Origin of the sequence: Mariniphaga sediminis (genome assembly GCF_003573545.1) — a bacterium.
GTDB lineage: Bacteria > Bacteroidota > Bacteroidia > Bacteroidales > Prolixibacteraceae > Mariniphaga > Mariniphaga sediminis.
In genome coordinates this window covers 268,237-284,041 of the sequence record NZ_QWET01000002.1, presented here as the reverse complement: position 1 = coordinate 284,041, position 15,805 = coordinate 268,237, and the positions used below count along the sequence as shown (strand labels likewise).

The window sequence follows — 15,805 nt, the reverse complement described above, 5'->3', positions numbered from 1 at the left end:
GATGTTTTTTTTCTGATTTTTATTATTTCGGAATGTCAATGAGAATAACCGCAAACTTTGTAACAGGTACACCTCTTTATCGCTTATGTTGGTCGGTTGCCTGCATTAAAAAAGTGTTAATTCGCCCAGGGGAGGTTATCTCCTTTTTCCTGACGGGGAGAAACTTCCATGGTTCCAAGCGGAATTACAATTCCCGCTGTAAATTTTGATACAATTCCATTGGCATGGTTTCTTACCCCGTTTGTATAATTGTGCACCCCGTCCAGGCAGGCATAGTTTATTACATTCGCAGTGTACGACAATATAATTTGCCATTTTTTGGGTGACCCGATTTTTGTGCCCAGTCCGAAAATGGCCTGCGCTACATTGGTGGGGGGAGTACCTTTGGTAACCCCTTTTTGAAAAATAATAGGTGAGGTTTCTCCGGGTGGAGTTGTTTTATACCGAAGCTCTGTGGCAAACGAATTGACACCACCGCCTGCCTCAATATAGGGATCCAGACGGAACTTATCAACGTTGGTTCCGGGCACTTCCCTGAAGTAAAACCGCACGACTCCGGATAATGAACCACTGAGAGAGACATATTCTACCGGAGTCTGGTAAAAGGGACCGCTGAATGAGGGATGGTTTCCGTTGGCTGTAAAATCAGGCGAATCGCTGTCTCCCGAAAGGGTGAACAGACTAAAGCGGATGGCCGGTTCCCAATGCCTGCCGATTGTCCGTCCCGCAGAGATATCAAAAGCCCAGCCTGGTTGGTGCCGGAACTCGTTTTCGAGTATAACGTATTCTTTTGAGAATTCAGTAGATAGAATCGCCATCCCCACACTGCCTGAAATCAGCCACTTGTGTTTCTTCGACGAGGAGGGTGGGGTAGCATCGCTTTTGGCAGGTGATAAAATCAAAAGAGTAAGGATGAATATCACCGTTCCGGTTAGTTGAACGTTTCGGATCATCTGGTATTTCTGTGTTTTTTTTGTAAGATATTGAATCATTGTAAACGGCTTTGAAGATAGCTTTTTCAAATAATGTACGTAAAAATACTAATTCAATGGAAAAATAACCCAGGAGATTCCACATCGTATTCCCCACGACTGGTAAAGAGATCCGCTGTCGAACCCAAAAGCTGCCTGAGCAGTAAAGTTCCGGGGAAGTTGTTGCGAAAGTTCCAGTAGGTAATAATTTTGTTTTTTAACCTCCCGGAAGTAATACCCTTCGCGTTCGTTGAGCCATTTTGTGTAAAACCCATTGTAGGTTCCAAAATTTTCGGAAAAGGTTACTTTGGCGTTATAAGTAAGCCCTTTTGTAATGGAGCCTTTCATTGCAAAGTGGTGTGCCTGCAACCGGTTGTTTCCTATGGTAGAATAATTGAAATCATCAATATCTTTAAAGTACTTTATTTGTTCTTTGGAGTGCATGAGGGGATATCCATAAAAGTGTTCGTCGTAAAAATGCCCCAACCGGTAGATTCCGTGGTTGAAATAATTGTCGCGGCCATACTCGGGGTACCCACGGTTTACATATTCTTTCAGGTAAGGGTAAAATTCTTCCCATGTATTTACATCCGCATCCAGACCAAAATTCTCTTTCAGAAAAAGGGAATAATCTTCAACTTCCCTGAATGGCGCAAGGTGAAGTCCCGGGCCGGTTTGGTGTTTGGTGTATGCATACTGATAGCTGAATTCTTCCAGCCAGTTTGTTTTTTTGATTTGGATTCTGAAGTTTAGTATTTTGTCTTTGGAGCGAAACAGGCCTGAATAATCGGTCATTGGGTCCTGTTTTGAAATGAACAGGTTTATCCTGTCCGTTTCATAATGAATTCCGAATTCACTTAATCCCACATGTTCTCCGGGGGCGTTGGTTCCTTCGCCGTGGTTAAACTCCTTCAGCGTTTCAGAAGAATTGATAAGGTAGGTACTTATCCAGTCGACAGGTATTTCGGTTCCATCGCTCAGTGTTCCGCCAAAAAGAACAGAGTGATTCATGCCTGCAAAAATATTTACCGGCAGGTTTCCTGTTTTCAGGTAAAGGCTTTTGAAATGGTAGTAGGGCTGGCGAACACCGGGCGATTCACGTTCGTCATTCAGGCGGCCTTGAAGGAGTGCCGCTTTGAATTGCAGGTATTCCCTGGTGAACGGAACCGGTGTGTAATCAAAAAAGCCGAAGGAAATTGCCGGCATAGGGCGAATGTTGCGAAAGTTAAAAAATGCAGGATCGGCTTCCTGCCCGGGTAAATAGTCCAGATTTTTTTTGCCTGCAATAAGTGTGAAGCTTTGAAAGCTGACTGCTGCAAACAGTTGCCCCGGAGTTACCCTGTCCAGTTCATTATCGGTCCAAAAGCCGGTGCCTGCCGTAAGCGACAATTTTTCATTCCACCTATGTTCATAGGAAGCGTGAATATGGCCCAGCAACTGCCCGTTTCCAAATGCATCAATCTGTCCGTACTGGTTGGAATGTAACCACAGTGGTACCAGGTGGTCTGAAGAGTAAACGGCTACTCCGCGGACGCCGATCTCAAGGCTGTCGGATTGTGCCCCGGCGGTTTGTTGCAGGAGTGTAAACAAGGTAAGCAGCAAAAGTATATTAACGGTACGCGATATTTTATTGAATAATTGAAGCCAAAGTCCCATGGGAAAAATTTTGTGCAAAAATAAGTAAATAGGAGAGGCCTCCAACAAGTGATCCGATTGAATATTTTGAACGGATGTTATTCTCCCCGCGTGTTTGTGTTTCACTCCTTTGTCGTTTTATTTTTTGGTTATACGGTGATGCAACCCTCTGATGCAGACGCAACCGAGTTCCGGTATTTTTTCAATATCCCGGTAAGTTCTTTCTGTGAAGGTTTTATCCATACTTTCCTGCGGGCCTCCAACTCTTCCGGTGTCAAATCCACATCAATCCGGTTTTGTATTACATCGATGGTAATCCGGTCGCCGTTTTGGATGAGCCCGATTGCACCCCCTTCATAAGCTTCCGGAGTAATATGCCCCACCACAAAACCATGAGAGCCTCCGGAAAAACGGCCGTCGGTAATAAGGGCGACATCCTTCCCCAAACCGGCTCCCATCACCGCGCTGGTGGGCTTAAGCATTTCGGGCATTCCGGGCGCTCCCCTGGGGCCACTGTTCCGGATAACAATTACCTCGCCCGGCTTAACCTGTGTCCGGATACCTTCAATGGCTTCAAACTCATCTTCAAATACTCGGGCCGGGCCGGAAAACAATTCGCCTTCTTTGCCGGTAATTTTTGCCACGGCTCCCTGTTCGGCCAGATTTCCGTAAAGTATCTGGATATGCCCCTTCTTTTTAATCGGATTTTCAAAGGAGTGGATAATTTTCTGTCCTTCTTTTAACCCGGGAGCTTCTTCCAGGTTTTCCCCTATCGTTTTTCCCGTAACGGTGATACAATTTCCGTTCAGGAAGTTTTCTTTCAGGAGAAATTTCATTACGGCCGGAATTCCTCCGACGTCGTGTAAATCTTCCATCAGGTAGGTGCCGCTGGGTTTTAAGTCCGCAATAAAAGGGGTTTTGTCGCTGATGTGCTGAAAATCGTCGATGGTTAGTTCCACGCCCACTGCTTTGGCCATGGCAATTAAATGAATTACCGCGTTGGTGGAACCCCCCAGGGCGATGGAGAGTGTAATGGCATTTTCAAACGCTTCGCGGGTCATGATGTCCCGTGGCTTAATGTCTTTTTCCAGTACATTTTTAATGGCTTCTGCCAGCCCCCGGCATTCCTCGTTTTTTTCGGGGCTAAGTGCCGGATTGGAAGACGACCCCGGCAGGCTCATTCCCAAACATTCAATGGCGGCGGCCATGGTATTGGCGGTATACATACCTCCGCAGGCTCCTGCGCCGGGAATACAGTTCCGAATGATTCCCCGGTAATCTTCATCAGAAATGGTTCCCCTTATTCGCTCCCCGTAAGCCTCGAAAGCTGAAACGATATTCAAATCTTTGCCCTTCCAACGGCCTTTTTTTACCGTTCCTCCATACATCAGGATGGACGGCCTGTTGAGGCGACCCAAGGCCATCATGGCGCCGGGCATGTTTTTGTCACAACCAACAATGGGAATAACGGCATCGTAAAACTGTGCGCTTACTACCGTTTCAATGGAATCGGCAATAATTTCCCGCGAAGGGAGGGAGAACTTCATTCCTTCGGTGCCGTTGGTAATCCCGTCGCTTACCCCGATGGTATGAAAAATAAGTCCATACAACTCCTCCTGTTTGTCCACCTCTTTTTTTAGAGCCGAAGCCAGTCCGTTCAGGTGCATGTTGCAGGGGTTTCCCTGGAAACCAGTGCTTACGATTCCCACCTGGGCTTTTTGCTGATCTTTTTCATCCATGCCAATGGCATACAACATGGCCTGGGCTGCCGGAAGCGTATCATCCTGTGTAATCAGCCGGCTATTAATGTTCCACTTATTTCCCATAATTTCAATTTATTTTGGTTGTGCGACGAAATTAAGATAAAAATATCCTTTAACTAAACGAACGGGATAAATTCTTAGTATTTTTTGATGGGGAGAGGTTTATTCTCAGCCGTGGCTGAGAAACTATTTAAATTTTATTCCACGGCACTATACTGCTTTGATTTTCAGTTTTTACCCCAATCTGACATCTGGTAGGAATTTACTCTCTTTAGGGACAAGGTTAAATAAATTGATTTTCAATATCATACTTTGTACAATAAAATTTAAATTCATTTTATATAATAATGCAAATCAAGAGTTGAACCCACTTCGGGGTTCTTTTCATATCCACTTCATTACCACGGGTTTTACCCGTGGCTATTATTATTTAATCCCTTTCGGGATAAAGAGATGTCCGAAGGACATAAATAAAAATAGCCCCATGCGAAGCTCGGGGAAGGCAATGCGGGGTTAAGACGCAACCCCGGAGTGGTTTGAATTCCTGATAATCAGCTAGTGTCAACTCTTGATTCGTATTATTATATTTTTACGATTTTTAAACAGTTTCTGAAGATAGCGGAGGTGCCGTTTTGTTTTTTGTTATGAATTGCCCGTTGTTGGGTAGCGGCTATTTCCCTCTGGTAGCTTCTGCAATAATCTTGTAATATTGCCTCGGTATAAATAATTTATTTTCTGAAAATTAGTAATTTGGCTGTGTTCCAATAAAGGGATGGATTTGTTATGGCATAAAAACAATTATTTGAGATGATTCTTTTTTATTGGCTAAATATTCCATTGCGCGACGGAGGGCATACTTACACGGAAACCAACCTGGAAAAGGTGATTGTGGAGCCCTGGAATTTTGTGACGGCCGCACTGTTTGTTGCCGTGGCGGTTTTCTGGTTTTTGAAAATCCGAAAAGAAACTTCCCGTTTCCGGTTTATGTTTTCTTTGTTGGTTTTGTTACTCATTGGCGGGGTGGGAGGGACCATCTACCACGGATTTCGCTGGCACCGTGCTTTTTTGATGATGGATTGGATGCCCATTATGCTCATTACCTTTTCTGCATCGTTCTATTTTTTTATGAAAGCCTGGCGGAAGTGGTGGCCACCGGTAATATTGCTGATGGTTTTCTTTTTTTCTCAGGGAGCGCTTTTTAACAGCGGCCTGCCGGTTCAAACCGCCATCAATGTAAATTATGCTTCCATGGCGGTAGTAGTGCTGTTTCCCATTGGCTGGTACCTTGCAAAAACCGGTTTCCGCAACGGATATTTGGTGGGGACGGCGCTCATCTCTTTTGGGGTTGCGCTGTTTTTCCGGTGGGCCGATACCTTTGCCTGGTTACCCATGGGCACGCACTTTTTGTGGCATGTGTTTGGCTTGCTGGCGGTGCATCTGATGCTGCAGTTTTTGTTCTGCGTAAGAAGGGCAGAAACCCGTTAGAAAATTCTATCTTTACCGCCTCAAAGATTATTGTAATTATGTCACTTGTTATTGAAGAAAAGGACCTCGAAAAGTTTATTATGGTGGGCGACCGGGTATTGATAAAGCCCAAAACGCCTTCGAGCAAAACCAAAACCGGCCTGTACCTGCCGCCAACGGTGCAGGAGAGCGAAAAGATTCAGAGCGGTTACATTGTAAAAGTGGGACCGGGGTATCCCATTCCGGCCGTTTCGGAAGAAGATGAAACCTGGAAGCAAAAACAGGATGACGTAAAATATGTACCGCTGCAGGCCCGTATGGGCGATTTGGCCGTTTTTATGAACAAAAGCGGCTACGAAATTGAGTTTAATAACGAAAAATACCTCATTCTGCCACACTCAGCCATCCTGATGATTATCCGGGATGAAAACCTGCTGGCCTGAAAATTACTTTTCCCTGCTTCGGGGACTTTAACGCATTCCTAAATCCCGGTGGTTTCCGATTGGTGAAGCCGCAATGTATGAAAGGTGCCTTCCCTCCTTATATTTGAGGAACGTTTTCCTGTTTGATAACAGCCTCCTGTTATCATTTCCGACTTCCTGGGTAGCGTTTAGTATCTGGGGTGAATAAAATATTTTAATCAAAAGTTCGATTAGTATTTTTTTTATCTTCGACGCTTGAAAACCAAATTATTGTTTTGTTGACTATAAAAGCGAAAGTAACCCGAAACAACGGCGACCGCAGAAAGCAGAAAGCTGGTATTTGTTTTGGCTGGGAATGCCTTGGGCGCAATAGTTTTAAAAGAACCTGTTCCCTTAGGGCTGCATCACTTCTGTGCGTGGGTAAAAACTGTTAGGCGGTTTACTTTTTGTTCTTTAAACATAAGTGAATGATTTTTTCTTATACGGTGAATATATGTACTTTACAGAAAGCAAAAATAGATGGAGTAAATATACGACAACGTTAGCACCAATTTAAAAAACCAAAAATGGAGGAAGAAATAAACCAAAAACTAAGAGTATCAAGCAGAAAAAGACGAATTGCTGCATTTATAATTGACCATTTTACAATAACATTTTTGTTGGTTTCAACCGTTTTTTTATCAATGGGCACAAGTTTCTTGGATAATAACGATATAAGTAAAATGACAATAACAATGTTGGCCGTAATGCCTATTGGGTTTCTTATATATTTTGTAAAAGATTCAATTAAAGGGATTAGTATGGGGAAATGGATTATGGGAATAATGATTCGAGATGCAGACGAACTAAATCAAGTTCCTTCTTTTGGTAGACTACTTATCAGAAACTTGCTTATAATAATCTGGCCTGTTGAATTTATTGTTCTTGCTTTAAGCCAAGAAAAGAAAAGACTAGGAGACAAAATTGTAAATACTATTGTTGTAAATAATCCTAATAAGCCAAATAAACTACCAAGAATCATAGCTTTAATTGGAGTTGGTATTACCTTTTTTACATTCATAATTTTGTTTGTTGGAGTTACAATGAAAAGCTCGGAGGCATATAAAGTTGCAATAATCGAAATAGAACAAAATCAAGAGATATTATCAGAAACAGGAGGAATCAAAGGATATGGAATAATGCCAACAGGAAATATTAGTATTACAGGTGGTAATGGACAGGCTCAATTGGGAATAAAAGTTCTTGGCAATGAAAAGGATTTGAAGATTAGAGTTTATTTGACAAAAGAATCAAATGAGAAATGGAAGTTAGTTGAAATGAATAAATAAAAAACTGGTGCTAACACAACGCATATTGCATAGCGGGGTTTGGTGGTGCGCCATCAGCAGATTCTCGCATCGCCGTTCAGTCCTACCGGACACTGACGCTCTTCGAAATCCGCAACGACAGCTTACAAGTGACCATTACCAGCCATTTTAGGAATTGACATCATTCTCGATGAAAAGCATTTGAGATGATCATGCATTAAAATTGATAAGAGAATATTATTAACCAATTAAATTCAAAAGAAAGTATGAATCTATTTAAAATGGGCAAATTGTTTGCCTCTGTATTGTTTATTAGCGCATTCACTTTAATTGCATGCGAACAAGAGCCGGAAGAACAGGAACAGACATCGACAATTAAAGGGGAAATTATTGAAGATGATCAAATTAAAATTATAAAAGTATATGGTAGCAATTACGAAATGGGGTATGCCTATGGTTCGCTATTGGCCAATGAGATAAGCCATGTTATTAAAGATTACATAAAAGCACTATTTGGAAGTGAGTATTATGCTACTGCAAAAACACTGGCAACAACCGAAGGTAACTTCAATATTAGTCAGGATATGATGGACGAAATGCAAGGGGTTATTGATGCGCTGAATGATTCGTCAGCAAATGTTTATTCGCTTGATGTTGGAGACTTAATTGTGGCAAATTGCTTTCTCGATATATACAATATGTTAATGAGTATAAGTAGCAATACCCGTAATGCCGGACTTGGCTGTTCGGCATATATGAGTTGGGGTAGTGCAACCGAAAATACTGCCCTTGCAGGAGAATCAGTAATTACCCGCCACTTAGACTGGCATGTAACACATGCTCTTACCCAAAATATCGTGATGTGTATCCATCAACCCGATGACGAGGATAAACAACCTTGGATCAGTATTGGTTTTGCTGGGTTACTGGGTTCATTATCCGGTATTAATGAGCATATGGCTTTGTTTCAAAATACGATGGACGATTATTCGGAAGCAGGCCCTCAATTAGGGCAAAACTATACTCCGATATGGTTTGCATTGCGTGAGGCAATCGAAACAGCTGATTATAATCTCGATGGCGAGAATACTCTGCTCGATATCAAAGATTATATAAACAGTAATGAATCGTATGCTACACCCGTATTAATATCAGCGCTTGCTATGGCCGATACCGATGAAAACACAGCTTTAGTTACCGAACTGGCTCCAACAGCGCCATATATTACTTTCCGTAATAGCTCATTTCCCGATTCCATTGCTGGAGATAATTTATATGTTGCTAATGGACAGGTAGCCAGAAATAACACCTATAATTTTGAAGATCGTTATACAGCAATGATTCAGGCGGTAAATGCCGAACAAAACATCTCTGCACAAAAAAGCTGGAATCTGATGCATGATAATTCGAGTTTATCGCATAACTTAATGGTTATCCAGTACGTTCCATCAACAGGTGAAATAAACCTGTCGGTTTATGATACCCAAAATAACGTTCCAGCATATGAGTGTACTCCTTACACGTATTATTTCAAAGAGCTTTTTGAATAAAAACAGAAAGTAGAAATATGAAGGAGGATAAATAATGATGCCTCCTTTTTTTATATAATTACGCTGATTGGATACAGCAAAGTAATCTGTTTATAATTTATACTTTATTGTTTTAGCTTTTTGGTGTATGCTGGGGGGTGTTTAGTCCCGGGCATGAATGAGTTATGCGCTTTCCGCACCCGTTGGATTAAGAAAATATTTTTTATCTTCAACGCTTAAAAACCAAATCATTGTTTTGTTGACTGAAAAAGTGAAAATAACCCGAAACAACAGCGACCGCAAAAAGCAGAAAGCTGGTATTTGTTTAGTAGGAACGCCTTGGGAACAGTATTTTTAAATAAACTATTCCCTTAGGGCTGTAACACTTCCGTGCGCAGGCAAAAATTGTTGGAGGGTTTACTTTTTGTTCTTTAAACATAAGTGAATAATTTTTTCTATAAAAGATGAATACAGGTGCTTTGCAGAAAACAAAAATATATGGAGTAAATATACGACAACGTTATGGGCAAGTTTGAAAAATAACTAACACAAATAATCATGGATAAAATTTTTAACCTACTTTCAATTAAAAAAATAACCTGACTAATTCTTTGTACAAAAAATAATTCTAAACAAAATCAACAATCTAAAAAAAACTTAAACCTTTCCCGAAAAATGAATTTGAGGGGGATTTTCTAAATAAAAAAATGAAATGGTGGACTAATGAAATTAAATAATTGACAATAAAATTTTTAAAAGAAAATCAAAAAAAATAGTGGAGACCAGAAATCACTATAAAAACGGGGCGTTACCGAAAAGCCAAATGAGTAGGGAGTAGGGAATAAAAAAATCAAAAACTAAACATTATGAATCAAATTTTAAATTTCGTTTTACTTGGATTTATTGGTCCTCAGGAAATCATTATAATCTTTATTATGCTTTTCTTGATTTTAATACCACTTATTGCAATGTGGAAGTTATTTGAAAAAGCAAATCAGCCAGGTTGGGCTGCAATTATTCCAATTTATAATTTAATTGTATTCATGGAAATAATAGGAAAACCATGGTGGTGGATTTTCTTATGGATGATTCCTTCTTTAAATTTTATTTGGATAATTTGGGGATGGAATCTTATGGTAAAAAGTTTTGGAAAAAGTGAAGGTTTTACAGTTGGTGTAATTTTGCTTAGTATTATTTTCATTCCAATTCTTGGTTTTGGTGATTCAAAATATATTGGACCAGCAGGACTTAAGCAATAAAACCAGCCCATAACAAAGTGCAAATGTAATGCGGGAGTGCGCGGTGTTCCAGCGCTTTTGCCTTGTTCAACCACCGCCAATCCGTCGTGGACGGATTATCGGTAAAAAACAAAATTTAGTGCTACGCCTGCTTGGCTCCGTGCAAACTTGACAAGTTGCCGTTTCAAAGCTCCGCACTACACTTGCACCAACCGTTATCTGCAATCCTCCTACTGGTTGTAAAACAGTTGAGTTTTTTTGCTAACGTCTTTTTTTAGCCATTATTTAATGAGAAAAAGCAAAACAACTAAATGTCAATAAATCAAAAGATTAACTTTGGCGTTAGTCAGAATTTTAACAGAGCCAACAACATAGCTAAATTACAATGAAAAAATTAACTCTTTTAACCTTATTAATCCTATCAGCGACAATTCTATTTAGTCAGGAAATAAAGCTCGGATTTATTGATTCAATAAATTCGAAAGAACTGAATGAGAATAGAAAAATCATAATTAAACTACCCAAAGGATACGATGAGACAAAAAAGTCTTATCCTGTCATTTATCGACTTGACGGCAACATTGACTTATTTTCTGAAACCATTGGGACAATCAATAGGTTAGCTTACATTGATGAGTTAATACCAGAAATGATTGTAGTTATGATTGAAAACACAAATAGGAACCGAGATATGATGCCGACAAAGACTGGTTTTTTCGACACAGAACCTGGTGCTGAAAAGTTCAAAAAATTCATCGACAATGAGTTGGTCCCATATATAAACAAATCTTTTCGGACAACCAATGAGAAAATTTTATGTGGACAATCTTTAAGCGCAATTTTCACATTGTATTATTTTTTGACAAATACTAATTCTTTTGATTCGTATATTGTATGTAGCGGAGCATTTCTTGATTGTGGAGAATATTTCGACGACTTAACAGCTAATTTTTTAAAAACAAAAAATAATAAACTGACAAAAATATTTTTAACACACGGACTAAAAGATTTTCTAGACCCGGATGGAATTAATAGAAAACAACTGTCAGATTTTAGCCAAAAAATAAAATCCAAAGAGAATGTTGTATGTGAGTTGAAAGTTTATGAAGACGAAGGACATGTACCTTTTCAAAGTTTATATCATGGATTAAAATTTATATATACATCGGATAAATGAATAAAAAAACAGCAGGTAACAAATTGCATATGGCAGGCGGGGGTTTTGGCGGTCTGACAAGTCAGACCTTGCGCCCACTTTCCTGCGGGTCTGACACGATTTCTTCCAGAAATCCCGCCCGACCACATACAAGTGACCGTTGGTGTTCATTGTAAAACACAGATAATTAGATGTTTCTTATAAAAATGAATATTGAAAATCAAACTATTAGTCGAGATTTTTTAGTTGACAAGGAATTAAATTAAATTTGTAATTATTCAGAAAAAATTGTCAATGTTATATAGAAAAAAAATATTACTTGCTATTGTTGAATTATTCGGCAATGAAATAAGTGCAACTGATTTTCAAAAGATTTTATTCCTTTTCTCAGAAAAACAAACGGATAGAAAATATGATTTTGTTCCATACAAATATGGATGTTTCTCATTTCAAGCGATGGCTGATAAAAATTCTTTGATAAAAGAAGGATATTTAGCAAATACTAGAAATTGGAAAACAAATATTGAACATGCAAATTTTATTCACACTATTGAAGAAACTGACAGGAAAATCTTGTCAAAGCTAAAACTGCAATTTGGCAATTTATCCACCGACGAGTTAATAAGACAAGTCTATTTAAATTATCCATATTTTGCAATTAACAGTGAAATTGTTTCCAAACACTTAAATGAAAAGGAAATTGAAATAGTTAATCGATTTAAACCTACTATTACAACTGAAGGAATTTTTACGATTGGATATGAAGGAAGAAGTCTTGAAAATTACTTAAATACGTTAATTCAACAAAATGTGAAAATCCTTTGCGATGTGAGAAAAAATCCATTAAGCAGAAAATATGGCTTTGCTAAAAAGACCTTGCAAAATGCTTGTGAATCAGTTAACATAAAATATATTCACCTGCCCGAATTAGGAATTGTAAGCGAAAAAAGAAAAAATCTTAGCACTCAAATGGACTATGACAATTTATTTGTTGACTATGAAAAAGAAATTCTTCCAAATCAACAAAAAGAAATTAGACTAATTCATAGTTTAATAAAAACTTATGGCAGAGTTGCATTAACTTGTTATGAAGCGTTGCCAAAACAATGTCATAGAACTAGAGTAGCAAATGCCGTACATTTATTAGACTCAAAAATCCCCATAATACATTTATAATGCCCAAAAGAAAAATCCTCATTACAGTAAAAACTTATCCATCAGTTTCATCGAAATATGAAGAACTTGTCTGCACTGCAGGGATAGATGAAGATGGAAATTGGATTAGAATTTATCCAATACCCTACAGAAAACTTGATTACAATAAACAGTATCAAAAGTACCACTGGATTGAAATGGACTTGGTAAAAAATACTCGTGATTTTAGACAAGAAAGTTATCGACCAGTAAACATAGATGCTGAGGATATTATAACTTTTTATGGTCGTATTGGCACTGAAAACAATTGGGAAGAAAGAAAAAAATGGGTTTTGAAAAATATTTACTATGACCTCAATTTACTAATCTCCGAAGCTAAAAATAAGGAGAAATATATATCACTAGCAATTTTTAAACCAACAAAATTTATTGATTTTATATACGAGCCATGCCAACGTGAATGGAATGCGAAGCAAAAAGCTGTCCTCTTACAAGGAAAATTATTTGAGGAAAAAAGGAATTTTGAAGTTGTTAGAAAACTACCCTATAAATTCAGTTTTGTTTTTTCTGATATAAATGGGAAAGTAAGTACTTTAATGAATGAAGATTGGGAATTGGGTGCTTTGTTTTGGAATTGCATGGAGAGGCATGATGGAAACGAAAAAGCAGCATGTGATGATGTTAGAAAAAAATATTGGGATGATTTTGCTAAAACAAAAGATTTATATTTCTATTTAGGTACAACTAAATTACATCATTTAGTTGCTCCCAACCCTTTTATTATAATTGGGACATTTCATCCAAAAATTGAGAATCAACTTAAACTAAACTTTGACTGAGAAAAAAATAAAAAAACAAAACAACGAAACGCCAACAAATTGCATATGGCAGTCGGGAGTTTTGGCGGTCTGACAAGTCAGGCCTTGCGCTCACTTTCCTGCGGGTCTGACACGATTTCTTCCAGAAATCCCGCCCGACCACATAGAAGTGACTGTAGTGTGTAATTTGAGTAACGAGTTGCTTTCCAATGACAATTAGTTCGTAACAATTTTATGTGATAAATGAAACTGAATGTATTAAAGATTGAAAAAATAATAGATGGTGAGAATAAAGTTATATTCCCAGTATTAATACAAAATGAAAATCGTAATTATCTTGTTGACTGCGGATATGAAGAAACTTTCGAAGAGCTTAAATCAGAATTAGAGTCTTTTGGAATAGGAATAAACGATTTAACAGGAGTGATAATTACACATGATGACTATGACCATTTAGGTAGTCTTAAATTATTGAAAAAGGATAATGTGAATTTAAAAATATACTGTGGAGAATATGAAAAAGATTCTGTTTCAGGTATTACAAAATCAGAAAGACTTATTCAAGCAGAATCTACACTAGATGACATGCCCACAGAATATAAGGATTGGTCGATAAATTTTATACAGAAGTTAAAAAATGTTCAGCGAGTAAGTGTAGATAAAGAACTTGTTGATATGGAATATTTTGAGCGTGACATCATTGTAATTCATACTCCAGGTCATACAAAAGGACATATATCTTTATTCTATCCTAAAACAAAAATATTAATAGCTGGTGATTCATTGGTTATTGAGAATGAAGAGTTTAATATTGCAAATCCATCATTTACATTGGATATTAAATCTGCGATAAAGTCAGTAGAAAAAATTAAAGGTCTAAATCCTCATACAATTATTTGTTATCACGGAGGAATTATGGATAGAGACATTAATAATAAATTGACAGAGTTGATTGATAAATATAAAAACTACACACAACATTTTGTAATAAGTAATGGCAGGTAATGTGATAAACATCAAGGTTTATAGCCTGCTCAAACTGCGTATCGGTTTGACAGGAAACTACCACACAATCTGCCACTACGCATACACGTTACTGTTGTATATAATAACCTAAACTAAATATGACCGATATGAAAAATGAGCGTTTTAACTTCTTAATGAATAACAGTGAACAAACGATAAAGCATTTACTTTTAAAACATTCAAACGTCGCAGGAAATGACGCGTATGGGGAAAGTTATGATGCTTTACTAAAACTTCCTGCCGTTTTATACTGGAAGCAAAATATTCCTTCTGAAGTAAACAATACAACCATTTTAGGGAGTAGCGATTCCTGTTTTGAAAATTCGTTTGGTAAACTTGTATCTTTTGGGCTATCCTTTGAAGATATATTGTCTCATGGCGATTTAAAAAAGTATGTTGCTTTTTTAAAAACGAAAGAGAGTAATAACATTTATGATTCTTTGTGCCGGTTTGTAGTAGCGGGATATCTTTTTGCCGCTAACTTTTCTGACGATATCGTTTATGAAACTGTTATAAGCAGGATAAACACGTTGTATAACTTTATTACTACCTCTTCAGCTAAATACAATATTTATGCAAGCGCCGCCAGTTTTAAGATTCCGAGCCAGTATAAGACGAAAAAATTAGTCAACCCTGTCCTCTACGAAAAAAATGAATTAGTATTGCCTTTGGTTTACGATATTTTCGTTTTCTATTATGTCTATGACAAATTACCTGAAGATACAAAGAAGAAAATAGATTGTATTCTTGAATATGTTTCAGACAATAGGTATCAGTCTTTTGATTACGGTTATGGTCTCATTAAAAGTCCACAAAACAAATATCATTTTATGGGTTGGAGCGTACATTTACCACTCTATAATGAAGCACTCTCAATTGATTATTTCAAAAACGGCCTTATTCACAGAATGGTTTTATTATCCAGGTTTAAGAACCCTGATATAGAGACGTGGATTAGCGGAGTACTTGAGAAATTAAGAGATTTCCAAATTGATGATTATCTGTATTGTTTTTCTAATGAATATCTGCCAGAAATAAAAAATTCTTACTTTATGAATGGAAGGCATACCAGTCTTAATGAGAATAGAAGAAAAAAGATCGGGAGAATTGTCGAATCTACTTTTTATATCCATTTAATAAATGATTGCAACTAATTTTTGATAGAATGATATTTGAAAGCAGTAAATGAATCAACAAACAACTACACACGGTGCATATTGTATAACGGAGGTTTAGTGGTGCGCCATTCGCTGATTCTCACATAGCTGTTTAGTCCTACTGAACATGAAATTTTACAGAAACCCACTTGGCCAAATGTATC

At 37.9% G+C, this 15,805-nt stretch carries 14 protein-coding genes; 11 read left to right on the top strand and 3 right to left on the bottom strand.

Features of this window, described 5'->3' with window-relative positions; translation table 11 throughout:
* Nucleotides 1–116 precede the first annotated feature (116 nt).
* The 3 genes from D1164_RS03520 to ilvD form a co-directional block, all read right to left on the bottom strand.
* A complete protein-coding gene (locus tag D1164_RS03520; RefSeq protein ID WP_119348553.1) occupies nucleotides 117–992 on the bottom strand; it encodes a hypothetical protein in 876 nt (291 codons plus the stop codon).
* A gap of 48 nt (nucleotides 993–1,040) precedes the next feature.
* Nucleotides 1,041–2,627 carry a hypothetical protein gene (locus D1164_RS03515; protein ID WP_119348552.1) on the bottom strand — a complete coding sequence of 529 codons (1,587 nt, stop codon included), beginning with the start codon at nucleotides 2,625–2,627 and terminating at the stop codon, nucleotides 1,041–1,043.
* Between the two features lie 128 nt (nucleotides 2,628–2,755).
* Entirely contained in the window at nucleotides 2,756–4,432 is a 1,677-nt protein-coding gene (gene ilvD / locus D1164_RS03510; protein WP_119348551.1) for a dihydroxy-acid dehydratase, read from the bottom strand.
* Nucleotides 4,433–5,176: 744 nt separating this feature from the next.
* Here ilvD and D1164_RS03505 point away from each other — a divergent pair.
* The 11 genes from D1164_RS03505 to D1164_RS03455 all read left to right on the top strand — a co-directional run bounded on the left by D1164_RS03505 (nucleotide 5,177) and on the right by D1164_RS03455 (nucleotide 15,638).
* Complete coding sequence (locus D1164_RS03505) at nucleotides 5,177–5,854, top strand: hypothetical protein (RefSeq protein ID WP_119348550.1); 678 nt, start codon at nucleotides 5,177–5,179, stop codon at nucleotides 5,852–5,854.
* A 38-nt stretch (nucleotides 5,855–5,892) separates the two neighbouring features.
* A complete protein-coding gene (locus tag D1164_RS03500) occupies nucleotides 5,893–6,276 on the top strand; it encodes a co-chaperone GroES (protein ID WP_119348549.1) in 384 nt (127 codons plus the stop codon).
* A gap of 545 nt (nucleotides 6,277–6,821) precedes the next feature.
* On the top strand, nucleotides 6,822–7,583 hold the full coding sequence (locus tag D1164_RS03495) for an RDD family protein (protein WP_119348548.1): 762 nt from the start codon (nucleotides 6,822–6,824) through the stop codon (nucleotides 7,581–7,583).
* A 245-nt stretch (nucleotides 7,584–7,828) separates the two neighbouring features.
* Nucleotides 7,829–9,112, top strand: coding sequence for a C45 family peptidase (locus D1164_RS03490; RefSeq protein WP_147372009.1), 1,284 nt, complete (start codon nucleotides 7,829–7,831; stop codon nucleotides 9,110–9,112).
* 157 nt (nucleotides 9,113–9,269) lie between these two features.
* A complete protein-coding gene (locus tag D1164_RS23945) occupies nucleotides 9,270–9,449 on the top strand; it encodes a hypothetical protein (protein WP_119348546.1) in 180 nt (59 codons plus the stop codon).
* Nucleotides 9,450–9,957: 508 nt separating this feature from the next.
* Nucleotides 9,958–10,350, top strand: coding sequence for a DUF5684 domain-containing protein (locus D1164_RS03480; RefSeq protein ID WP_206610908.1), 393 nt, complete (start codon nucleotides 9,958–9,960; stop codon nucleotides 10,348–10,350).
* Between the two features lie 364 nt (nucleotides 10,351–10,714).
* On the top strand, nucleotides 10,715–11,506 hold the full coding sequence (locus tag D1164_RS03475; RefSeq protein WP_119348545.1) for an alpha/beta hydrolase: 792 nt from the start codon (nucleotides 10,715–10,717) through the stop codon (nucleotides 11,504–11,506).
* Between the two features lie 273 nt (nucleotides 11,507–11,779).
* The gene (locus D1164_RS03470; protein WP_119348544.1) at nucleotides 11,780–12,661 is read left to right on the top strand and encodes a DUF488 domain-containing protein; all 882 of its coding nucleotides are present in this window, start codon (nucleotides 11,780–11,782) and stop codon (nucleotides 12,659–12,661) included.
* On the top strand, nucleotides 12,661–13,479 hold the full coding sequence (locus tag D1164_RS03465) for a hypothetical protein (protein WP_119348543.1): 819 nt from the start codon (nucleotides 12,661–12,663) through the stop codon (nucleotides 13,477–13,479). Before D1164_RS03470 ends, D1164_RS03465 begins: the two co-directional genes overlap by 1 nt.
* 222 nt (nucleotides 13,480–13,701) lie before the next feature.
* Nucleotides 13,702–14,463 (top strand): MBL fold metallo-hydrolase, encoded by a 762-nt coding sequence (locus D1164_RS03460; RefSeq protein ID WP_119348542.1) that lies wholly within the window; start codon nucleotides 13,702–13,704, stop codon nucleotides 14,461–14,463.
* Between the two features lie 119 nt (nucleotides 14,464–14,582).
* The gene (locus tag D1164_RS03455) at nucleotides 14,583–15,638 is read left to right on the top strand and encodes a hypothetical protein (RefSeq protein ID WP_119348541.1); all 1,056 of its coding nucleotides are present in this window, start codon (nucleotides 14,583–14,585) and stop codon (nucleotides 15,636–15,638) included.
* Nucleotides 15,639–15,805 lie beyond the last annotated feature (167 nt).